This is a genomic window from Eggerthella lenta DSM 2243 (genome assembly GCF_000024265.1).
GTDB lineage: Bacteria > Actinomycetota > Coriobacteriia > Coriobacteriales > Eggerthellaceae > Eggerthella > Eggerthella lenta.
This window is the reverse complement of record NC_013204.1, coordinates 1,407,447-1,429,031: the sequence shown is the minus strand read 5'-3', so window position 1 is coordinate 1,429,031 and position 21,585 is coordinate 1,407,447. Positions and strand designations below refer to the sequence as shown.

19 protein-coding genes are annotated in these 21,585 nt (G+C 66.7%); 6 read left to right on the top strand and 13 right to left on the bottom strand.

Translation table 11 applies throughout. The features are described 5' to 3' along the window. The gene (locus ELEN_RS05925) at window positions 1-2,865 is read right to left on the bottom strand and encodes a molybdopterin-containing oxidoreductase family protein (RefSeq protein ID WP_015760450.1); all 2,865 of its coding nucleotides are present in this window, start codon (window positions 2,863-2,865) and stop codon (window positions 1-3) included. 141 nt (window positions 2,866-3,006) lie between these two features. Between ELEN_RS05925 and ELEN_RS05920 the strand changes: the two genes are divergently transcribed. The 5 genes from ELEN_RS05920 to ELEN_RS05900 all read left to right on the top strand — a co-directional run bounded on the left by ELEN_RS05920 (window position 3,007) and on the right by ELEN_RS05900 (window position 8,691). Further along, on the top strand, window positions 3,007-3,909 hold the full coding sequence (locus tag ELEN_RS05920; RefSeq protein ID WP_015760449.1) for a LysR family transcriptional regulator: 903 nt from the start codon (window positions 3,007-3,009) through the stop codon (window positions 3,907-3,909). 188 nt (window positions 3,910-4,097) lie between these two features. Next, window positions 4,098-4,640, top strand: a complete 543-nt coding sequence (locus tag ELEN_RS05915; protein ID WP_015760448.1) for a flavodoxin family protein — start codon at window positions 4,098-4,100, stop codon at window positions 4,638-4,640. Between the two features lie 160 nt (window positions 4,641-4,800). Next, window positions 4,801-5,190: a MerR family transcriptional regulator gene (locus ELEN_RS05910; protein ID WP_015760447.1), complete on the top strand. Its 390-nt coding sequence runs from the start codon at window positions 4,801-4,803 to the stop codon at window positions 5,188-5,190. Window positions 5,191-5,794: 604 nt separating this feature from the next. After that, window positions 5,795-7,048 carry an MFS transporter gene (locus ELEN_RS05905; protein ID WP_015760446.1) on the top strand — a complete coding sequence of 418 codons (1,254 nt, stop codon included), beginning with the start codon at window positions 5,795-5,797 and terminating at the stop codon, window positions 7,046-7,048. Between the two features lie 398 nt (window positions 7,049-7,446). After that, window positions 7,447-8,691, top strand: coding sequence for a DEAD/DEAH box helicase (locus ELEN_RS05900; RefSeq protein ID WP_015760445.1), 1,245 nt, complete (start codon window positions 7,447-7,449; stop codon window positions 8,689-8,691). A 7-nt stretch (window positions 8,692-8,698) separates the two neighbouring features. Here the strand turns inward: ELEN_RS05900 and ELEN_RS05895 are convergent, their stop codons facing one another. The 9 genes from ELEN_RS05895 to ELEN_RS05855 all read right to left on the bottom strand — a co-directional run bounded on the left by ELEN_RS05895 (window position 8,699) and on the right by ELEN_RS05855 (window position 17,022). After that, window positions 8,699-9,145, bottom strand: coding sequence for a PIN domain-containing protein (locus tag ELEN_RS05895; RefSeq protein ID WP_015760444.1), 447 nt, complete (start codon window positions 9,143-9,145; stop codon window positions 8,699-8,701). After that, window positions 9,142-9,453: a type II toxin-antitoxin system RelB/DinJ family antitoxin gene (locus ELEN_RS05890; RefSeq protein ID WP_015760443.1), complete on the bottom strand. Its 312-nt coding sequence runs from the start codon at window positions 9,451-9,453 to the stop codon at window positions 9,142-9,144. The genes ELEN_RS05895 and ELEN_RS05890 overlap by 4 nt, the downstream gene beginning before the upstream one ends. Window positions 9,454-9,560: 107 nt before the next feature. Next, a complete protein-coding gene (locus tag ELEN_RS05885; RefSeq protein WP_015760442.1) occupies window positions 9,561-11,909 on the bottom strand; it encodes a cation-translocating P-type ATPase in 2,349 nt (782 codons plus the stop codon). A gap of 48 nt (window positions 11,910-11,957) precedes the next feature. Continuing rightward, window positions 11,958-12,650, bottom strand: a complete 693-nt coding sequence (locus tag ELEN_RS05880) for a pentapeptide repeat-containing protein (RefSeq protein WP_009304685.1) — start codon at window positions 12,648-12,650, stop codon at window positions 11,958-11,960. A 77-nt stretch (window positions 12,651-12,727) separates the two neighbouring features. Next, a complete protein-coding gene (locus ELEN_RS15720; RefSeq protein ID WP_015760441.1) occupies window positions 12,728-13,318 on the bottom strand; it encodes a hypothetical protein in 591 nt (196 codons plus the stop codon). After that, window positions 13,318-13,785 carry a GNAT family N-acetyltransferase gene (locus ELEN_RS05870; RefSeq protein ID WP_015760440.1) on the bottom strand — a complete coding sequence of 156 codons (468 nt, stop codon included), beginning with the start codon at window positions 13,783-13,785 and terminating at the stop codon, window positions 13,318-13,320. Before ELEN_RS05870 ends, ELEN_RS15720 begins: the two co-directional genes overlap by 1 nt. A 313-nt stretch (window positions 13,786-14,098) precedes the next feature. Continuing rightward, window positions 14,099-14,410 carry a hypothetical protein gene (locus ELEN_RS05865; RefSeq protein WP_015760439.1) on the bottom strand — a complete coding sequence of 104 codons (312 nt, stop codon included), beginning with the start codon at window positions 14,408-14,410 and terminating at the stop codon, window positions 14,099-14,101. 353 nt (window positions 14,411-14,763) lie between these two features. Beyond that, window positions 14,764-16,110, bottom strand: coding sequence for a Y-family DNA polymerase (locus tag ELEN_RS05860; protein WP_015760438.1), 1,347 nt, complete (start codon window positions 16,108-16,110; stop codon window positions 14,764-14,766). Window positions 16,111-16,314: 204 nt separating this feature from the next. Next, complete coding sequence (locus ELEN_RS05855) at window positions 16,315-17,022, bottom strand: B3/B4 domain-containing protein (RefSeq protein ID WP_015760437.1); 708 nt, start codon at window positions 17,020-17,022, stop codon at window positions 16,315-16,317. Window positions 17,023-17,133: 111 nt separating this feature from the next. Between ELEN_RS05855 and ELEN_RS05850 the strand changes: the two genes are divergently transcribed. Next, window positions 17,134-18,117 carry an EamA family transporter gene (locus ELEN_RS05850; protein WP_015760436.1) on the top strand — a complete coding sequence of 328 codons (984 nt, stop codon included), beginning with the start codon at window positions 17,134-17,136 and terminating at the stop codon, window positions 18,115-18,117. A gap of 132 nt (window positions 18,118-18,249) precedes the next feature. On the opposite strand, the gene ELEN_RS05845 is transcribed toward ELEN_RS05850, so the two are convergent. The 3 genes from ELEN_RS05845 to ELEN_RS05835 are packed head-to-tail and all read right to left on the bottom strand — an operon-like array spanning window position 18,250 to window position 21,585. Beyond that, window positions 18,250-19,758: a hypothetical protein gene (locus ELEN_RS05845; protein ID WP_015760435.1), complete on the bottom strand. Its 1,509-nt coding sequence runs from the start codon at window positions 19,756-19,758 to the stop codon at window positions 18,250-18,252. After that, the gene (locus tag ELEN_RS05840; protein WP_015760434.1) at window positions 19,751-20,470 is read right to left on the bottom strand and encodes an ABC transporter ATP-binding protein; all 720 of its coding nucleotides are present in this window, start codon (window positions 20,468-20,470) and stop codon (window positions 19,751-19,753) included. Before ELEN_RS05840 ends, ELEN_RS05845 begins: the two co-directional genes overlap by 8 nt. Then, window positions 20,467-21,585 carry a helix-turn-helix transcriptional regulator gene (locus ELEN_RS05835; protein ID WP_015760433.1) on the bottom strand — a complete coding sequence of 373 codons (1,119 nt, stop codon included), beginning with the start codon at window positions 21,583-21,585 and terminating at the stop codon, window positions 20,467-20,469. Before ELEN_RS05835 ends, ELEN_RS05840 begins: the two co-directional genes overlap by 4 nt.

Below are 21,585 nucleotides of genomic sequence, written 5' to 3'. Positions count from 1 at the left end.
TTAAGCCTCCTTGCCTTCGTACATGCCTTCGGCGACGTAGGCGGGCGTTCCCTCGGCGTCGATGCCGGCAGCCAGGAACGGGCCGCGGTCGCAGTCTTCCACCAGCGCCTCGCCGTCGTACTTCTCGATCTCGATGAGCAGGCTGTTGTACCCGTCCACCTGGGGGAAGTAGTTCGACTGCTGCCCGTCGGACAGCATCTGCTCGGATCCGCCGCGATCGACGATGCCCGCGGGGTCGCTCTCGTCGAACAGCGAGCGCACGCCGTGCGGGATGCCGACGGTGCCCGGCATCATCCCCTGCAGCGGCTGGGCGATGCGCAGCATGCGGCCGAAGTCGTTGTAGCACACCACCGTGTCGCCCGCCTCGATGCCGCGCTCCTCAGCATCCTGCGCGTTCATGAACACCGGGTTCCTGAACGCCTCCTGCGTCCACGTCATGTTGTCGTAGCAGGTGTGCGCGCGGCGCATGTAATGCGGCGTGTACGCCTGCAGAGGATAGGCGCCCTTCACCTTGGCGTCCCAGTCGGCGAACGTGTCCTGGTAGCCGCGATTGGGCACGAAGTAGTTCGCGTAGGGCTTGATGGGCTCGGGATTGAGTCCCGTGCGGTTCACGTTGTCGGCTTTGAACTGGCAGTATATCTCCAGCTTGCCCGAGCGCGACGGGCGCGGCCACGCGGTGTCGGCCACGACTACCTCGCCGTTCTCACCGATGCGCAGCTTGTCGTCGCGGTAGCCGATGTAGTTGCGCCTGTCGTCGGGCGAACGGCGCACCACGTACGAGCCGTCGGCCATGAACTGGTCGAACGAGATCTTGCCCTGCTGTTCCGGGTAGTTCGCATGGTGCTTCCGGTTGTCATCGGCCGTCCAGGTGATCACCGGCTCCCAACGGGAGAGGTCTTCGGACAGCTCGCGCATCCCCAGGAAGTAGCCCAGCCACTGGTCGTAGTTGCTCTTGGGATAGGCGTCGTCCGCGTCGAAGCCCATGCGCTCGACGATGTCGCGGCAGATGCGCTTCTCCTCGCGCGCCTCGTACATCGGCTTCACCAACGGGCGCCAAGCCAGAAGCGCGTCCTTGCGCTGCTTCTGCCCGTTGCCGTCGCCGAAGGGGCTCGGCCAGCAGAGCTCGCCCCAGCTCTCGTCGTCGTTGCCCTCCCAGTGGGTGGCCACCGGCAGGATGATGTCGGCGAACGAGGCGGTCAGTGAGTACTTGATCTCCAGCGAGATGCAGGTGTCGGCGGCGCGCATCACCTCGATGGCGGTGGGCAGGTTGCCGCGCGTCTGCATGAAGTTGCTGCACGTGGCGAACATGAGGCGCGGGTTCACCGGCATCTCGCGCGCCGCATGGTAGGTGGGCGTGTTCGCGCGCAGCTTGGTCGGATCGTCGCCCGACCCCAGGTCGTAGGGGCCCTCGGACGTGGACAAGTACTTCCCCTCGGCCAGCGAGCTCCACCACGAGTTGCCTTCGATGCAGCGGTTCGGACCGGTAGCGCCCGGCGAGCCTACCAAGTTGTCGATGTAGGCGTACTCGCCGCCCGCGTGCTGGATGAGTCGGTAGCCCGAGTCGCCGGCGTCCCACGTGTAGATGGCGGCCGAGCCGTGGCCCGACTTGCCGTAATGGCCGCCCAGCGCCGACACGGTCATGAACGCCTGCGGCAGGTTCTCGGCGCCCAGGTAGCGGGAGGCCGCGTAGCTGTGGAAGAAGATCACCTTGTTGTCCTTGGCGGCGAGCTCCGCGTACCACGTGATGTCCTCGACCGGCGTGCCGCAGATCTCGCTCGCCCACTCCGGGGTTTTCGGCGTGCCGTCGTAGGCGCCCAGGATGTAGTCGCGGTAGTTCTCGTCGGTCGTCGCATCCTCGGGCATGGTCTCGGGCGTGAAGCCCACCGTGCGCTCGTTCACGAAGTCCCAATCGATGATGTCGCCGCGCTCCCCGTCCAGACGGATCATCTCGTAGATCACGGCCAGCAAGAACGCCGTGTCGGTGCCCGGCCGCACGCGGATCCAGCGCGCGCCCAGCTGCGCGGCGGTCACGTTGTAGCTGGGGCCCACGTACACGAACCCGGTGCCGGACTCCTTTGCGTTGTTCAGCCAGTACATGCTGGAGTGCTGAGCCCAGGCGGGATTGCAGCCGTACAACACGATGGTGTCGGCGTTCGGCAGGTCGTACTTGTCGGGGCCCATCATGATATCGGGGTGGTCGCCCCAGGAGTACAGGCCCAGCGCCTCGGTCTGGAATGCCCAGCAGCCGAACGACTCGGTCTCGGTGTCGTATACCGCGCCGCCGATGACGGGGAACATGGCCGAGCCGGGCGCCCAGCGCCAGCCGTTGCAGATGACGGCGTCCTGGCCGTATTCGGCGTAGACGCGCTTCAGCTCGTCCGCGATGTAGTCGAGCGCCTCTTCCCAGCTGATGCGCTCCCACTCGTCCTTGCCGCGCAGCTCGCCGTGGGCGTTCTCGGCGCCGCCCGGCTGCCAGCTCTTGCGCTTCATGGGGTACTTGATGCGGTCGGCGTTGTACACCTGCTGGCGCAGGGACCGCCCGCGCAGGCAGCCGCGCTGCTGCGGGCAGTCGAAGCTGTCCTCGCGCGCGTCGTCGGTCTTCTGGCGGACGACCACGCCGTCCACCACATAGCCCATGTTCAGGCACATCTGATTGCAGTTCTGGTGGCAGTGGATGGGCATCCACTCGCCCGCGTCGGCCAGGATGCTGGCGTCGGATGCCACGACGTGCGCGCCGTCGGACCCGGCGGCCTGCGCAGAGCCCGTCGAGCAGCCGGACAGCCCGAACGCCGCCGTCGCCGCAGCGGCCGCCGCCGTCCCCTTCAGGAAATCACGTCGCTTCAGGCTTTTGTCGAGCAGGGACATATGCTCCCCTTTCTCCTTGAGTTGCACGGCTTCTCTCTGCTGCCGATACTAAAACCGGTGGGACGCTATGAAAAATGCCTATAATGAATTGTTCTTCATACCGGTTTTGCATAGCTTGGAAACGAGCGAAAGGAGGACGTCGTGGAACTGAGGACCCTGGAGTACTTCCTGGCCGTCGCGCGCGAAGGCAACATCTCGAACGCGGCGAAAGCCCTGCACATCACCCAGCCGACGCTCTCGCGCCAGCTGTCGTCGCTCGAGAAGGAGTTCGGGCGCGAGCTGTACACGCGCGGCCCCAAGGGCATCGAACTGACCGACCAGGGCTCCATCCTCTGCCGCTACGCGGAGTCCATCGTGGAGCTGGCGCACAAGGCCGAGGAGGACATGCTGCCCTCCGAGCGGTCGATCGGCGGCACCGTCCATATCGGGGCGGGCGAATCCCAGGCCATGGCGCTCATCGCGCAGGCCATGGACGAGGTGCGGCGCACCTACCCCGCCGTCGATTTCGCCATCCACAGCGGAACCACTGCGGAGCTGAAGGACGGGCTGGTGCGCGGGTTCTACGACGTGATGCTGGAATGCGAGATGCGCGAGCATGCAAAGATGAACGCCATGCGCCTGCCGGTGACCGACGTATGGGGCGCGCTTGCGCTGCGCGACAGCGCCGTGGGGCGGCTCGAAGGCATCGCGCCCTCCGACCTGGCAGGACAAGGCATCATCGTCTCGCGCCAGGCGCTTGCGGGAACGCTGCGCGACTGGGCGGGCGACGCGCTCGACCGGATGGATGTCGTCGCTACGTTCAACTTGCCCTCGAACGGCCGTTATCTCGTGCGTCAGGGCATGGGATGCATGCTCACCTACGAGGGCCTGTTCGACACGAGCGAAGACGGCGACCTTCGCTTCGTCCCCTTCGCCCCGCGCTTCGAGGCTCACCAGGGCCTCGTCTGGCGGTCCTCCATGCCCAACAAGCAGACGCAGGCGTTCCTCGACGCCATGGAACGCGTATGCGCGAGGCATGTGGGCGACGATGCGGGCATCTCGTAGACCGCACGCAACCGTATCGGCGTTTCCCGAAGTCCGGCAGCGGCCTGCGCGGATGCGGCGAAAGATTCTTCTCTCCCGCCCCTCCTCGCGTCGCCACGAAACCTCCATTTGACTTGGAGCCTGCTCCAAGGGGCACACTGGAACGCGACAAGACGATCGACGCATCGCATACGACGAGAGGAAACCCCATGGGAAAGAACGTCCTAGTGGTATCGGCCAGCCTGCGCCCGACCAGCAACTCGCACGCCCTCGCGCTCGCGTTCGCCGAAGGGGCGCGCGAGGCAGGTCACGACGTGGAGACGGTCAGCCTGCGCGGCAAGCGCATCGAGTTCTGCCGCGGATGCCTGGCTTGCCAAGCCGGCGCCGCATGCCCGCTGAACGACGATGCGGCCGCCATCGTGGAGCGCATCGTGGCGGCCGACGCCATCGCGTTCGCCACGCCCATCTACTTCTTCGAGATGGCTGGTCAGATGAAGACCCTGCTCGACCGCAGCAACCCGGCCTACGCTGCCGATCCTGCGTTTCGCGACGTGTACCTGCTGGCCACGGCGGCCGACGAGGACGCCCATGCGTTCGACGGGGCGACGAAGGGACTGCAAGGCTGGGTCGACTGCTTCGAGCAGGCACGCCTCGTGGGCGTGGTGACTGCCGCAGGAGTCGATGCGCCGGGCGCCATCGAGAAGCGCCTGCACGAAGTCAACCGCGCACGCCTCATGGGGTGCGGGGTTTAGGCGACGCACGGCCGCCGGCCATCTCAAGGGTTGCTTGAGGTTCTTCATGCCTCCCAAGCATGGTGAACCTTTCAATGTAGGCATTGGCCATCGGTTGAGCAGCGCGGTATGTTGATAGCAGGATAAACGGACTTCCCCACGACCTGCTAGGAGGCGCGCTATGCAAATCGCCGAAGTCGCGAAACGCTACGGAATCACGGTCGACACCATTCGCTACTACGAGCGCATCGGGCTCGTCCCCCACGTCACCCGGCTACCCAACGGCATCCGCGACTTCACCGAATACGACTGCGGCTGGGTGGAGTTCATCCGCTGCATGCGCGAATCGGGCGTGCAGATCGAGGCGCTCGTGGAGTACGTGGCGCTGTTCCAAGAGGGCGAGCACACCGCCGCCGCTCGCCTCGAGATTCTGGAAGAGCAGCGCGCGAAGCTGGTCGCGAAACTCGATGAGATGCAGGCCACCGCGAAGCGTCTCGACGCCAAGATCGCCAGCTACCGGCCGGGCAGCAAATGCTCGGACGGCGGCGGCGAATGGCTGCGCAAGGAATAGCCTCCTCTTTTCCTCACACCCTCCTCCCAACGCGAAAGGAGCGCCCCCTCCCGGCGCTCCTTTCAACGCGTCAGGGAAGGCGGTGGATACGACGTATGCGGCCCCTCCCCACATGCTATATCCCCGTCCCTTTGACGCCTCTCGCACACCCCCAGACCGTCACGGCATTTACATATGATTAAAACCATCATGGACAAAAAGGGCTGGTATTCGGTAATTCTTGCAGAGTTTTGCGGGCTTCAAAAAGTCTTAGTTACAAAAACGCCTGGTAGAGAGCGCATCCGCATCTACACGACTCATTAAAAGTGCAGATTCGGGCATGTTTTTGTCCATGACTATATTACTCATATAATGATATGGGAGGACAAGGGGCAAGAAAAGCGGCCCGAGGCCGATTAACGCTTGACGAACCTTTTTCATATCGGCCCCTTGCGTCAGGACCAGAAAGCACCTGCATGTCAAAGGTTCCACAGCGGCCTCAGCATCTCCATGCTTTTCAGGCATGGGGAAGCTTTCATTATAAGCATTGGCTATTCGGCGAGGCCGGCGGTACGGTAAGGGACGGAAACACGCACTGTTCGCACTACCCCTGTTGGAGGTCGCCATGGACACCGAAAACCGCACGAGCCGCAAGCGCAACGCGTTCGCAACCGCGTTGCTGACGACCCTCGCGTTCGCACTCGGGTTCGCCGAGTTCGTGCTGATAGGCATCGTGCCCGACGTAGCCGAAGGGCTGGGCGAGCCGCTCACGCTCATCGGCGATCTCGTGGGCTACTACGCGCTGGCCTGCGCCGTCGCCACGCCCGTCATAGCGCTCGCCACGGCGCGCGCCGCCCGTTTCAAGGTGATGGCGGCGCTGCTGGTGGTGTTCAACGCCGGCAACCTGCTCACCCTGTTCGCCGACGGCTACGCGCTGCTGCTCGTCTCGCGCGTGCTGCCCGCCGTCACGTCCGGCACGCTTCTGGCCCTCGCGCTCACCTACGTGCCCGACATCGTCGAGCCCAAGCGCGTTGCCGCGGTGCTGGGGCTCGTGCTTGCCGGTTTCTCGGTGTCGAGCGTCGTCGGCGTGCCCATCGGCACGGCGCTGGCCGGCCTGTTCGACTGGAAGGCCGCCTACGCCTGCGTGTTCGCGCTCGGCCTCGCGGCGAGCGTCGTCCTGCTGCCGACGCTGCCCCGCACTCCCGCGCATACGGGAGACGCCGCCCCCACTCTCCGCTCGCAGCTGCGCCTGCTCGCCGACAGCCGCGTGCTGACGAACATCGCCATGATTCTCGCCGGCGTAGCGTCCACCTACGTGTTCTACACCTACCTCGCCCCTATCCTTGCCGACATCGCCGGCCTCGACGCCGCAGGATCGAGCTTCGTGCTGTTGCTGTTCGGCGCGGCATGCGTGGGATCGAACCTGCTGTCGGGCTGGATTGCCGGACGCTTCGGGCTGCGCGCGCTGCCCGTCGCCTTCGCCGCCCACGCGGCGCTTCTGGCCCTGCTGGCCGTGAGTCTGCCCGCAGGCGCTGTCGGTATCGCGAACATCCTCGCGGTGGGATTGCTCATGTACGTGATGAACTCCACCGTGCAGATGCTGTTCCAGAGCGTCGCGCGCACCGACTACCCCAGCGCGCTCACGTTCTCGGCGTCGCTGCATCCCATGTCGTTCAACACGGGCATCGCGCTGGGCTCGTTCGCGGGCGGCCTCGTGATGAACGCGGGCGGGCTTCTGGCCACCGGCCCCGCAGGCGCGCTGTTCGCCCTGACCGCCGCCGCGTTGGCGCTGGCGCTCGTGCGCATGACCGCGCGTCGCAGCGTCGAAATCGCCGCCGAGGCCGCCATCACTGCCGCGGCTGTCCGCGAGTCGAGGTAGCCAGGGCCCCTTCTCCCCGTCAAACGCTGCGAAAAGGCTTCCTGTTGCACGGTGATCCATCCCGCTCGATGCCTGCGAACAACACGGCGAAGGTCTGCTCATGCACGCTTTTGTCAACCAAAATGGCCTCAAATGCCAAGAAATGGTTGACAAAAGCGTGCATGAGCGAGAAAAGCCCGCATCCCCTCGAAAACTAGCAAGCCCAGGCGCACTCCCCTGCTCAGCCCGTCGCGTCGGCAACGCCTCAGGTTGCGGGGTATTCGCGCGGAACCTCCCGCAAACGCGCATGATAGGCTATCATAGACGCAGGTGATCGGCGCGCACCCACATCCGCGCCGCACGCGATGAGAGCCGCCGGCGCGTCGCGCGAATCCCGCAATGATGCTTGGAGATACGCTTTGAGTTCGACGTTTCAAGACCTCGGCCTGTCCGAGACGACCCTGTCCGCCGTCGAGCGGATGGGTTTCACCGCCCCCACCCCCGTGCAGGAGCAAGCGATCCCGTTGGTCCTCGAAGGTCGCGATGTCGTGGCCGCCGCGACCACCGGCACCGGCAAGACGGCCGCGTTCGCGCTGCCCCTGTTCGAGCGCATCGGCCGTGCCAAGCGCCCGGGATCGCCGCGGGCGCTCGTCGTGAGCCCCACGCGCGAGCTGACCCAGCAAATCGACGCCGCTTGCACGCAGCTGGCGAAAGCGTCGAACCGCCGCATGCTCACCGTGATGGGCGGCACGAAGTACAAGGGGCAGATCGCGAAGCTCGACCGCGGCATCGACGTCCTCGTGGCCACGCCCGGCAGGCTGTACGACCTCATGGAACGCGGCGTCGTCAAGCTGCGCGACGTGGAGGTGCTCGTGCTGGACGAGGCCGACCGCATGCTGGACATGGGTTTCTGGCCCACCATGAAGAAGGTCGTGGCCGCCACGCCCTCTTCGCGCCAGACGCTGCTGTTCTCGGCGACGCTCGACCGCAAGGTCATGCAGAGCGTGTCCTCCATCTTGAAGGATCCCGCGTTCGTCGAGGTGTCCCACAAAGGCGAGACCGCCGACACCATCGACCAGTTCATGATCCCCGTCGGCCCGATGAAGAAGCCCGCGCTGCTGCGCCTCGTGCTCCAGCAGCGCGGCAGCAAGCGCGTCATCGTGTTCGCCGACACGAAGACGCGCGCCGAGATATGCACCGGCCAGCTGAAGCGTGCAGGCTTCCGCGCGGACTCCATCCATTCCGATAAGACGCAGGTGCAGCGCAAGCGGGCGCTCGAGGGCTTCAGCAAAGGTGCCATCGACGTCCTCGTTGCCACCGACGTGCTGGCCCGCGGAATCGACGTGTCGAACATCGAGTACGTGGTGAATTACGATCTGCCCGAGAGCCCCGAGGACTACGTGCACCGCATCGGCCGCACAGGCCGCGCCGGCGAGACCGGCTACGCCATCTCGTTCGTCAGCCCCGAGGCGAAGGCGCAGCTGCTCGATATCGAGAAGCTGCTGGGCGAGCGCATCCCCACGCTGGACATCGACGGCTACGACGCGACGGAGGCGGAGAAGGCGCTCGCAAGCCAGTTCGTGCCCAAGGCGACGGTGGGCAGCGCGGCGTTCTCGCGCTCCCTGCGCCGCAACGGCGCAAGCGGCTTCGGCCGCAGGCGCTAGCAGCTTATCAGAACTCCACCAGCTCGTATTCCATGTCGACGGGTTTGTAGGCGCTCACGAACTCCTCGGGCGTGAGCGCGGGCACCGGCGATTTCGCGAAATCGCGTTTGTTGCGCGTGACTATCACGTCGACGTCGTTGCGCTTCGCCGAACAGGCGATCAGATCGTCTTCGTAATCGCCTTGGAGTGTTTCGTGCGCACGAAGGCAATCGGACTCCGTCACGTCGAGAATGTCGACCAAGCTGGCCAAGTTCCCGAAAACCTCGTGCGCCTTTTTCCGAGACATGAGCTTCCGCGCGGACAAGAGGTACACGATGCTGGGGGTCATGCTCGCCGTGATGCACAATTCGAATTCGCGCACGATGGCCACGTCCATCGCCTCGAACGAGTAAGCGAAATCCTCGGTCTTGCCCCAGACGTCGATGATGACGTTGACGTCGAACAGCACCTTCATGTGCGAACGCCTGGACGGGTCTTCCATTCAAGATGCTCGCGCCACTCGTCCCGAGCTTCGGTGCAAGGCGATGGCGACAGGACTCCTGCCATGTCGCGCAAAGTCGATCGTTTCCGCTCCACCGCCGAGCGACGGGCATCCTCGTTCGCCGGCTTGATGAATTCGGGGAGCCGCTGCTCCTTCTCCATGTACTCGTACAGGCCGCGAACCGCATCGGAAACGGACACGCCTTCGCGCCTGAGCACCTGGGCACCGCGATCCTTCAGATCCTCTGGCAGGCGCACGTTCAAAGTCGCCGTAGCCGCCATAGCCTCACCGCCTTCCTTCGCTCCGTTCCCCTTCATGCTAACATATTGCATTACGTAATGCAATCACTATATGCCGCAGGACGATCGAAAAGCCGTCAGCCGCTTTTCTACACCATGTTCGCGAGGCGCTTGGCATGCCAGGCGTCGAAGATGCCGAACAGCACGTGGAACAGGCCCGTCACGCCAATGGCGAGGACGGTGAACAGCACGGTCATGCCGAAGGTGAACGGCTCGATGCCGAACAGGCCGTGCAGCACCGTGGCCCCGAGCACCGTGCCGCCCACCACCACGACCAGCAGCGCCGCGCGGATGGGCGTGAACGGGATGGACAGACGCACGATCAGAAGCGCGCCGATCCAGGCCGTCAGCAGCACGAACAGCGTGGACACGTGCTCGTAATCGAGGTGCAGCACGTTGTAGCCCACCGTGTTCACGATGAGGATGGTGAGCACCGCGCAGATGGCGCCGGGGATGGACTTCACGATGACGTTCTCCAAAAAGCGCCCCTTGATGCGGTCCTTGTTGGGCTCGAGCGCCAGCACGAACGACGGCAGCCCGATGGTGAACGCGCTGATCAGCGTCATCTGGATAGGTTGGAACGGATACTGCCACGGCAGCAGGATGAACAGCACGGCCAGCGTCATGGACAGCAGCGTCTTCACGAGGAACAGCGACGCCGATCGCTGCAGGTTGTTGATGGAGCGCCGCCCCTCGGCCACCACCTTCGGCATGGCAGCGAAGTCGTTGTCCACGAGCACGAGCTGCGCCACGTTGCGCGCCGCGTCCGAACCGGCCGCCATGGCCACGCTGCAATCGGCTTGCTTGAGCGCCAGCGTGTCGTTCACGCCGTCGCCCGTCATGGCCACGATGTGACCCTTCTCCTGGAGGGCCACGACGAACGCCTTCTTCTGCTCGGGCTTCACGCGGCCGAACACGCTGTAGCGCTCGATGGCCTCGGCGATGGCCGCGTCGTCGGCCAGCGTGGTCGCGTCCACGTACGCCTCGGCCCTTGGCACGCCCACCTGAGACGCGATGCCCGACACCGTGCGCGGATCGTCTCCCGAGATCACCTTGAGGTCGACGCCCTGCTCCTTGAAGTAGCCGATGGTCTGCGCGGCCGTCGCGCGGATCTGGTCGTGGATGGCCACGAATCCCAGCGGTTCGGGCCTCCCCACCAGATCGCCGTCCTCGGTGAAGCCCTCCACGCGCGCCAGCAACAGCACGCGCGCGTCGGCGGCCAGCCGTTCCTGCTGCTCGGCCACTTCGACGAACGCATCGCCCAGAATGAACTGACCGGCGCCCATGACGTAGCTCTCCCCGTTCGCAAACGTCGCGCCCGACCACTTCTTGTCGGACGAGAACGGGACGGTTCGGACGGGCCGCAGCGAGCCGACGCCGCTTCGCGCATAGTGCTCGACGATGGCAAGCGCCGTGTCGTTCGGATCATCGTCCGCACGGGCGATGGAGGCGAACGCCGCGTCCACCGCGTCCTGCCCGACGCCCTTCACCGGACACACTGCCTCCACCTCCATCTTGCCTGTGGTGATGGTGCCCGTCTTGTCGAGGCACAGCGTGTCCACGCGTGCCAGCGTCTCGATGCAGTACAGCTGCTGCACGAGCACCTTCGACTTCGCCAAACGCACCACGGCTACGGCCAGCACCGTGGACGTGAGCAGGATGAGCCCCTCGGGGATCATGCCCACGAGCGCCGACACCGTGGATAGGATGGCGCCGTTGGTCTCGACGCCGCCGAGGAAGTGCTGGCGCGCGAACAGCAACGCGCCCAGCGGGAAGATGACGAAGCTGACGAACCGGATGATGCGGTTCAGGCTGTTCATGATCTCGGAGTTCACGGCCTTGTGCTGCTTGGCCTCGGCGCTGATCTTCGCCGCGTAGTTCTCAGCGCCCACGTGCACCACGCGCGCCAGGACGATGCCCGCGTTCACGAACGAGCCGCTCATCAGCTCGTCGCCCGGGCGCTTCTTCACCAGCTTGCTCTCGCCGGTGAGCAGGCTCTCGTTCACGTCGCACGTGCCCGATACCACCTCGGCGTCGGCGGGGATCTGGTCGCCACGCCCCAGTTCGATGACGTCGTCGCGCACCAACTGGTCGAGCGGCAGCTCCGTCCGCGCGCCGTCGCGCAGCACGGTGGCTTTCGAGCTGGCCACGATGGACAGACGGTCAGTGGTGCGCTTCGAGCGAATCTCCTGCACGATGCCGATAGCCGTGTTGCACACGATGACCACCATGAACAGCATGTTCTTGTACGAACCGGTGACCAGCACGAACACGGCCAGGATCACATTGATGGCGTTGAACAGCGTGAGCGTGTTCTCGCGCACGATCTGGCGGACGGAGCGCGTGTGCACGCCGGCATCCACGTTCACCTCGCCGCGGGCAACCCGCTCCTCTACCTCTGCCGCGCTCAGCCCGCGCGGTTGCACCTGTTCGTCCATGCTTCGAAACTCCTCACGTTGCGCGGGCGCCCGGCGCCGCGCGATTCGCTAGTCTTTGACGTTCACGCCCAGTCGACGCGCGATGCCGGCAGCCTGGAACAGGTCCATCGAGCAGCCGCGCAGCTCCTCCATCGTATCCGACAGCACGATATCGGCCAATCGACACGAGGATAAATCCACACCGTCCAAGCTCGCACGGAAGAAGCTAGTGCCCGCGAAGCGCACGTCGTCGAGTTCGACGCGGCGCTGTCGCAGCTCGGCCAAGTCAGCGCCGGAAAAGTCGGTGGATCTCACGCTCACGTCTTCCAGCTTCCCCTTCGCGACGGACGCGTAGGCGAACGTGGAATCGCGCACCTCCACGCGCGACAGCACCGCCTCCAGCAGGTCGGCGCCCGTGAACTTGCACGAAGAGAACGTGCAGCGCGTGAAGTTCGCCTGGGAGAACGTGGAATTTGAGAAATCGCAGTTCGAGAACGCCACGTCGGACGCCATGGCCCGATCGAAATCGCAGCCGACGAACGAGCACCCTTCCACGCGGGACTCGGTCAGCTCGACGAGGGAGAAGTCGGCCCCCTCGGCCGCGTCCCTGCGCACGAGAACATGGGACACGCGCAGGTCGCCGCCGTTGTCGCGCTCGATCCAGCCGGCGAGGTCGTCCACCTCCGTCAGCTCGCCCGGAATGTCGGGACGGGCCGGACGGGGCGGCCGGGTATCGGCGGATCGGCGTGCGGACTCGGTCATGCGGGGTTCCTTTCTTCGCACGACCAGTATACCGAAGCGCCCGTGAGCTCGCCTCCGCGTCTGCGAGCCTCCACCGTTTATCGAATCAACGCCGCCACGACGGCCATCGCCGCGGCGAACAGGCCCACCGCGGCCAGCGGAACGGCCCCGGCCACGTAGGCGCGCCGCGGTTTTAAGCGGTAGTACAGCAGGTAGCACGCGAGGCTGGTCAGCAGCACGGCCACCGCAAGCGCTCCCAGCGCGATGGCGGCGGGCGCGGCGAGCGCATGGGCGGCGAACAGCGCGTCGAGCACGCCCAGCTCCAGCACGGCCCAGGCCGTGAACAGCAGAAGCTCCGTGGTCACCGGGCGCTTGAACAGCTTCACCGTGCCCGTCAGCAGCACGGCGTACAGCGCGAGGCCGCAGGCGGCCATGCCGCCGAGGACGACGGGCTGCGATCCGGCGGGCAGCAGGCCCGCGATGCCCGCCACGAGCAGCGCCGCTCCCGCGATGCCCAGCACGGCGGCGCCCACGATGCAGGCGACGCCCGCGCCGTACCGCCCGCCGCGAGGCTTCGGCGCGCCGGGCTTGAAGAAAAGCCACCACCAGGCAAGATACAGCACAGCGCACGCAGCGAGCGCCGTATGCCCGCCCGCGATGAGCGCGAGCGGCTCGGCGGCAGGCTCCATCACGACCGCTCCCCTTCTTCGTCGTCGCAGGCTCGGCGCATGTGCAGCAACGGGAACGGACGGCCGGCGTCGTCGACGGGCGAGCGGCCCGCCACGACGAACCCTTCGTGCTCGTAGAACCCGACGGCCTGGGGGTTCTGCTCGTTCACGTCGAGCGTGCGCACGCCCGCATGCTCCACGGCATGCGCCAGCAGCGCGCGCCCGACACCGCGCCCGCGCACCTCCGGCGCGACGAACAACATCTCCAGCTTGCCGTCCTGCGACCCCGCGAACCCGCACGGCGCACCGCCGTCGTACGCCACCGTCAACCGCTCGACGCCCGCGATGCCCGACTCCGCCTCGGGGCGCAGCCCCACGATATCGTCCTCGGCGAGGAAGTCGTGCGTGGCGCGCACCGAGCGCTCCCACACGTCCACCAGTGCGGCCACCAGCTCGGACGAGCGCTCGCCCGGCGTTTCGATATGCATGCTCGCTCCTTTCCCAGCCCTCTGACGATTCCATTCTACGCGACCAGGGCGCAGCGGCGCCACCCGCCTCCAAGTTCGATGCGGCGAAAATCGCGACCGAGAGGTAAAAACGAGGCGGTCTGGTAATCCCACCATTTCGATTTCATTTTCTGATGAAACGTCCGACCTGGGCAAACGCGCGAAGGCGGAACTCGTCGACCGTTGAAGCGACGGTTCGGGCCCCGCCAGGATTACCAAACCGATCGATTTTTACCGCAGGAGACCGGATTTCGCCTCACCCGCCGCCGAAGTAGCCCGCTGAACCGGCGAACCCTCAGTCCGCACCCCAGGCGCACGCCCCGCCGTCGAGAAGCGGGTCGAGCGGCTCGTACACGATCTCCTCCACGAACCAGCGGGGCTCCTCGTGGAACAGGAACGTATGCGCATGGCCCACCAGCACGTCGTAGCGCACGCCCTCGCCGCCCACCTTGAGCGACGCGCACCGCCGCACGCCCAGCACGGCGCGCACGGGGAAGCGCCGTCCGTCATGCCAAATTACGGCGCGCGGCACGATGCGCCCATCTTCGAGGAACGTCGCTTCCACCTCCACATACCGCTTCCGCCGCGCCGCTATGCCCTGCACCATGCCCCGCTCCCCTCTCCATCCTGCCGATCCGCGCTCTTCGCCCGACGCTTCGTCGGCGGCCGGCCCGATTGGGCGCAAATTGAGAGCCCTGACAATCTCACGACCGAAAACCGTCGCACGGCCTCCCCGCCGCCCGAGAAACGCCTGACGGGCGAAAACGAGTCGTCCGCTCGATGTCGACGAGCCCTTGAAAAACTGCCAGGGCTCCCCTTTTGCTCCCGCTTCGGCCCGTCGCGCGTCGAAGGGGCCGCAGGTCGTCATCCTGAGCGGAAGCCGCAGACCTCTTCGCTTGCCCAGGATGACAGGCAGGGCACGGCCTCCGCGCAGGAGGACGACCCGCCCCTCGCCCCCCTTCAGTCGTAGAAGTAGCCCACGGGATGCACGACGTTCTCCTTCTTGATATCCAGCCCCAGCAGGCTCTCGTCCAGCAGCTCCGCGCCGCGCTGGATGCAGGTGTTGCCGAAGCGGCGGCGCAGGTCGTCGATCGTCTCGTCCAAGTCCTCCAACATGCGCCGGCGCGCGTCGAAGGCCAGCTCCAGCTGCTGCGGCGCATCGCACGGCTCGAGGTTCGAGGCGCGCACGTGCAACCCGCGCAAAGGGTGTTCGCCGTCCAGCGGCTCGTTGGCCGCGAGCAGCCCCCAGGCCGTGCGCGCCACGACGCCGGTCACGTTCGTGGCGCGGCGCAGCGTGGTCTGGCGCGAGTAGCTGGCCAGGTCGCGCGCGCTGCGCACGCCGATGGACACCGTGGACGCGCGGAAGCGCGCCTCGCGCAACCGCTGTGCCACGGACTCGGACAAGAGGTAGACGAGCGCCTTCGCGTCGGACGCGCTCACGATGTCGTGCGGCGCGGTCAGGCCGTTGCCGAAGCTCTTCACCGTGCGGTCCACCTCGTTTCTGGCCTGGTCGTAGGGCTTCACAGGCGTCGCGTCCTCGCCCCGCGCGAACGCGCGCAGCACGAGCCCGATCTTGCCCAGGCGGCGGCGCAGCAGCTCGGGCGAGGCGCACGCCAGCTCGCCGATGCGGTCGATCCCCGACGAGTGCAGCTTGGCGCGCGTGGCGGCGCCGACGTACAGAAGCTCGCTCACCGGAGCTTCCCACACCCGGCATCGGTAGTTCTGCGGCGTGATGAACGTGATGGCGTCGGGTTTGCGGAAGTCGCTGCCGAACTTCGCGAATATCTTGTTCCACGACACGCCGACGGACACCGTGCAGCCCAGCTCGGCCTTGATGCGACCGCTGATCTCGGCGGCCGTGCGCGCCGGGTCACCGCCCAGAAGCGGCAGCGAGCCGGTGAGGTCGAGCCACGCCTCATCGAGGCCGAACGGCTCCACGAGGTCGGTGTACTGGTAGTAGATGCGCCGCGCCATGGCCGAGTACGCCTGGTACACCTCGTAGCGCGGCGGCACCACCACGAGCCCCGGGCACTTCGCGCGCGCCTCCCACAGCGCCTCGCCCGTCTTGACGCCCGCCGCTTTCGCCTGCGCGCTCTTCGCCAGCACGATGCCGTGGCGCAGCTCCTCGTGCCCGCCCACCACGAGCGGCACGCCCCGCAGCTCCGGCCGCTCGGCCTGCTCGACGCTCGCGTAGAACGCGTTCATGTCGGAATGGAAGATCACCCGGCGGGCACCGGCGCTTTCGGGCGAGCCGATCACGCGGCCGCCGAACGTCTCGGGAACCCGCACCTCTCCTGTCGCCGCCATAGCTCCTCGCCGCCTTCCGCACCGTGTCTCGATCTCTTTGGAGAACGAATGTTCGCACACTGAAGCGCGGCGCACAAGCGAACAGACCATGGAGTTTCAGCGACGAGATATACCTATTGATCAGGTGATATATAAGCGTGCAGCCCTGCGGTCGCACCGGAAAGGCGGCAGAACCGCAGGGTTGCACGGAAGCGACGAGCGCGCTTACGACAGGGCGATCGCCGGGCTGTCCTTCGTCACGATACGGGATTCCATCTCGCCGCCGAGGGCCGCCTGGGTGCGGGCTGCAAGATCGTCGAGGGCCGCTGCGAGGTCGTCGTGGCGCGCCGGGTCGACGGATTCCAGGATGAGGAACGCGTTCGTCGTGCTCTCGGTGAGCATGGTGCGCACGCCGTCGCGCCAGTTCCAGCAACGGCACACCGCGCCGGCGTCGTCGAGGTAGCACACCTCGCCCGGCAGCGTCTCGGAATCGGCCTCGTCGCCCAGCGCGCGGAACGCGTCGCCGCCCTGCGTCACCGTGAGGCGCAGGTCGCCGGCGAACGTGTCGATGTCCTCGCCGCCGCACGGCAGCGCGTACGTCAGCGACACGGTGTTGTAAATGTCCACGAGCGGGTTGATGGAGCCCACTTCTCGGCCGCCGCTCGCGCGCTTCAGAAGCGCCTCGATGGACGAGCGCGCGCCCTTCTTCGTCTTGAACTGCTGGAACGCCTCGCGCCACACCGCTACTGCGGGGTTCTTGCTGATGGTGGGATCGGGCACGTGGGCGAGCGCCGCTTTGTTCGCCTCGGCCAGCGCCGCCTTCACGTCCTCGCTGGACTCGTGCGCGTTGTCGATGCCCCGGGCCACCACAATGCCGATCTCCGCCTGGGGGAACAGCTCCCAAAACGCCGGTTCGATTGCAAACGATGCCATGATTCGCTCTCCTTCGTCTTCCCTGTTCCTTCTAGTCCGCGTTTCATTGTACCCGACGACGTGCGAGGCATCGAGCATTTGAAAGGTCTCGCCGTACGTTAGAATGGCCTCATGGAAAAGAACACCTTGAGATACTCCGGTATCGTATTCTTGGCCGGAGCCAGCTACGGCGCCCAAACGACCACGGTGAAGATAACGTACGCCGCAGGCTTCACCTGGACCCAGGTGGTAGCGAGCCAGGCGTTGTTCGCAGCGCTTTTGTTCGCAGTCGCGCTGCTCGTGCAGCGAGCGCGCGGCAAGCGTCTGGTCCCGCTTTCCCTCAAACAGACGATAGCTCTTTTGGCTCTGGGACTGAACACGTGCATCGGCACCGTGCTGTACAACTACGCGCTCACCCTGCTGCCTGTTTCGGTAGCCATCACGCTGCTTTTCCAGTTCACCTGGATGGGCATCGTCGTCCAGCTGGTGGTCATGCGTAGACGCCCGCGTGCGGCCGAGGCGGCAGCGGCGGCTGTTATCCTGGGCGGAACGCTCATGGCCAGCGGCATGTTCTCCGAATCGGTGGGCGCTCTTGACCCCATCGGCATCGCATGCGGGCTGCTCTCGGCCGTCAGCTGCACCTTCTTCATGTTCTTCTCGAGCCGCGTCGGGCGCGGCATGCCGTCCGTTCAGCGCGGGCTCGTCGTGTGCCTGGGCGCGTGCGCGCTGGGCTTCGCGCTGTGCCCCGACTACTTCGCAAGCGGCGTTCTGCAGGACGGCATCTGGAAGTTCGGCCTCGTTCTGGGACTATGCGCGCTGTTCGTGCCGGTAGCGCTGTTCGGCATCGCCACGCCGCACCTGACACCGGGGCTGGCTGCCATCATGGCATCCTCCGAGCTTCCCTGCGGCATCGCCCTGTCGACGCTCGTGCTGGGCGAGCCGGTTGAAGCACTCCAGGTCGCCGGCGTCGTTGCCATCCTGGCCGGCATCGTGATCTCGCAGCTGCCCCACTTAGGGCGCAGGTCGGACATCGGCGAAGGGCGAGGCGCCGGGTGCCGCGCCCGGCGCCTCGCGGCGGCCGCGCGACGCGTTGGGCGAGAAGCGCCCCGCCGCTGATCGCGCTCGACGACCTCGGCGCGCGAGCGCGGCTCGGAGGGTCGTCGTCGGCCGAACTCGAGCTCGCAGCGCGCCGCCGCTCGCCTGCGCTTGGGGGTCGTATGCGGAATCCCATCCAGGACGGGGACGCGTTCAGCGCATGCATTCCGAACCGAAGCGCACGACGAGGGCAACCGCCGCGGCAAAGAGCGCCATACCCATCGCCGCGACGGCCGCCGACGCGAACAGCGAAAGCGCGAATCCCACGCCCACCAGCGCAAGCGCGCCGTACTCGTAGCACAAACGCGGGCCGCCCGGGAACAGACGCACGGCATCGAGGCCGCAGCAGAGCAGCGATGCGGCGCCGACCAGCACCGCAAGCGCAAGCGCGAGAGGAAGCGACGTGCCGGCGGGAAGCGTCGCGGCCACGGCGCCGCACGCGAGCAAGGTCGTGGCGGCGAACGCGGGCAGCGTGTCGAATGCCAGCAGTTCGAGCACGCCGAACGGCAGACGGTCGCGCACGAGGCGATTGCGCGCGTCGTCCCGAAACGCCCGCGTGGCCTCGCGCACGCCCTGCGGCATGAGAACGGCCACCGGCAGCCAGAACACGAACAGCACGGGGCCGCCCGCGCCGAGGAGCGCGAGCACCCCGAGCGGCACGACGAACGCCCCTTGCATCACGAGGCTCGCAAAGCCGTCGTACTGGCGTGCATGCGACAGCGCGGCGCGCTGCACGAGGGCGAGGCGGCCCTCCCCGCGCGGCAGGGAGAACCGCACGGGACGGTCGGCCAGCTTGCGGCGACGCTGGTATTCGGCGATGTCGTTGCGGTCGAGGGGCGACAGCATGCCGAACCGGCAGAGATCGGCATGCAGGGAGTTCTCGTCGATGACGCGCGTCATATCCACGCGCGGCGCAAGCAAGGCGAGGGCGATCGCCGCGACGGCGAGGACGAGGAATCCGCCCACGGAAAGAACCGCGAACGTCGCAGGAGCCAACAGCGCATCAGCGCCCGCGGCCAGCGCGACGCCGCACCAGGAAACGGCAAACGCCACGAGAACGAATGCGGCCGCAGCCGTGCGCCATCCGCTCCAGCCGTCGCTTGCCAGCCGGACGAAACCTACGACCCAGCCAAGCGCAACCGCGGCCGCAGCCAGCGCCGCACCTGCGAGCGCCACCGCGGCCGGCGCGCCCGCGAGCACGGACGCGCTCTCCAACCCCACGCCCAGCAGAAACCCTAGCGCCGCCCCGGCAGCCGCGCCTGCGAAAGCTTGCACTCCGGCCGACACGCCCGCGAGCGCCCGCGCGCTCACCGCGCTGGCCGCCAGATAGGCTATGTCGGGATGCGACAGCTTCAACGGCGTCGTGCGCGCGCCCGCGATGCCGACGCGCAGCAGGACGAGCGCCACCGCGAGCAGCGCCCCCTGAACCGCGAGCGAGCATACGGCGGCGGCGAGGCCGACGAAGACCCCCTGGATCGCATCGACGAGCGCTGCGGCCATGAGCGCGGCCCACACGAGCATGATGCCCACCGCGTACAGCTGGTAAGCGCGCTCTCCCCAGCCGCCGTCGTCGACGCCGGCGCCCACGAGGTGCAAGGTTCGGTTCAGAGCCGAGCGCGCATGCCGCGCTCTCAGCCACAGCAGCAGGCGAACGTCATGCATCGTCGCCTCCGAAGCTCGCGCCGAACGCGTTCCGCACCATGCGGTCTTCGCCTCCGTCACGCGCATCGAGCACGGCGAGGCGGCCGTCTTCCAGACGCAGCAGCGCGTCCGGCCGCAGATTGGGCACGTCATGATGGCAACTGGCCAGCACGGCCGCGCCGGCGCTGCGCGCTTCCTCGATAAGCCCGCTCAACACCCCGGAGGCGTCCGGGTCGAGCGGCCCGTACGGTTCGTCGAGCAGCAGCAAGCGCGGCGCGCGGGCGAAGGCCAGCACGAGCGCCAGTTTCTGACGCATGCCGCGCGAGTATGCCGAGGGCAGCTGGTCGCGATGGCCGTCGAGGCCGAAGAGAGCCATGAGCCGCTCCGACGGGTCGTCGTCGGCGCTCATACGGTTCGCCTGCCGCACGAAGCGGATATGCTCGCCCGCTGTAAGGTCGTCGTAGAACGAGGGGACGTCGGGCACGAAGGCCAGCAGGCTTCGCTGCGCGCGATCCGCGCCGTCGAAGCGCTTCCCGCACAGCTCCACCCGCCCCTCGGCAGGCGCGTCCCAGCCGGCCAGGCAGCGCAGAAGCGTCGACTTACCTGCCCCGTTCGGCCCGGTGAGAAACGCGACCTCGCCCGCCCGCAACGAAAGCGACGCGCCGGCGAACACCTCCGTCTTGCCATAGCGATAGGCCAAGTCCTCCACATACAGCACGTCCGCTTCGCTCATAGGGCCTCCAGTCGATCGAACAGCGGCTTGAAACGCGAATCGCCGGCACGTTCGGCCCAGACGGGCTGCGCTGCCACCATCTGCGCGCACTGCCGCCTGAAGTCGATCGCGCCAAACCGGGTTTCCGCGATATGCTCCTGGCCGGGATCGACGCTCCAAAGCTCGGGCGCCCGATCGTACAGCGCGCTCTGGTTCCGGCCGTACACCAGCATGCGCGCGTCAAGCTCCTCCAGCAAAGACGTAAAGCGCTCGAGATAGCTCGCGGCTCGATCCTCGTCGCCCGCCTGCAAACACGCGGAAGATGCGTTCGTGCAGAACGTGAGCACCGTCATCGGGCTCTGGTTCTGCAAATCGAACCCGGAAAGCACGCCTTCGCCGGCCCGCAGGAGCGCCTCCAGGTGCTCGGCGTCGTCGGCGTACAGCGGGATCTGCGCCGAGACGCAGCTTATGGCGTTCATCACGCACCAGCCCATCGATTCTTGGAACAGCTTCAAGCCGGCGTCAAGGTCGCCTCTCTGCTGGTACATGCTGGCCAGCATGAGATCGATGTTCGCCGTCGTCCTGTCGGGCTTGAGGCTTTCGAACAGGGCGATGCATCCGTCCAAGTCACCCTGCACGCTCATGACGGAAGCGCGCATCATCCGCGCGGCGCGCACCAGCTCCACGTCGTCGGCATGCCGCTCGACGCGCTCGAACAGCTCGGCTGCGCGCGCGGCCAAGGGCTCGGCGCGGTCGGGGTCGAGGGTTGCGCGCTGCGCGTAGAGCATGCCCATCTGCTGCAGCGCGGGCCAGCAGGAGTAGTGCGAACGGACGAGGTCCTCGGCGTTCGCGAAAGCGGCTTCGGGATCTTCGTCGAACTGCGCGAGCAGCCTCAGGTAGGCGCCTTGCAGATTGTCGCCCACCAGCTGCGGCCGATAGTCGAACAGCTCGTCCAGCGTGAGGTCGAAGTAGGCGGCGATGCGCGGCAGCAGAGCCAGGTCGGGCATGCTTTGCTCCAGCTCCCACTTCGACACGGCCGCCTTCGTCACGCCCAGGTGCGCGGCCAGCTCGCCCTGCGTCACCTGCGCCGCACGGCGCTCGCGCGCGATGGCGGCTCCCAAGTTAATGTCGTCCAT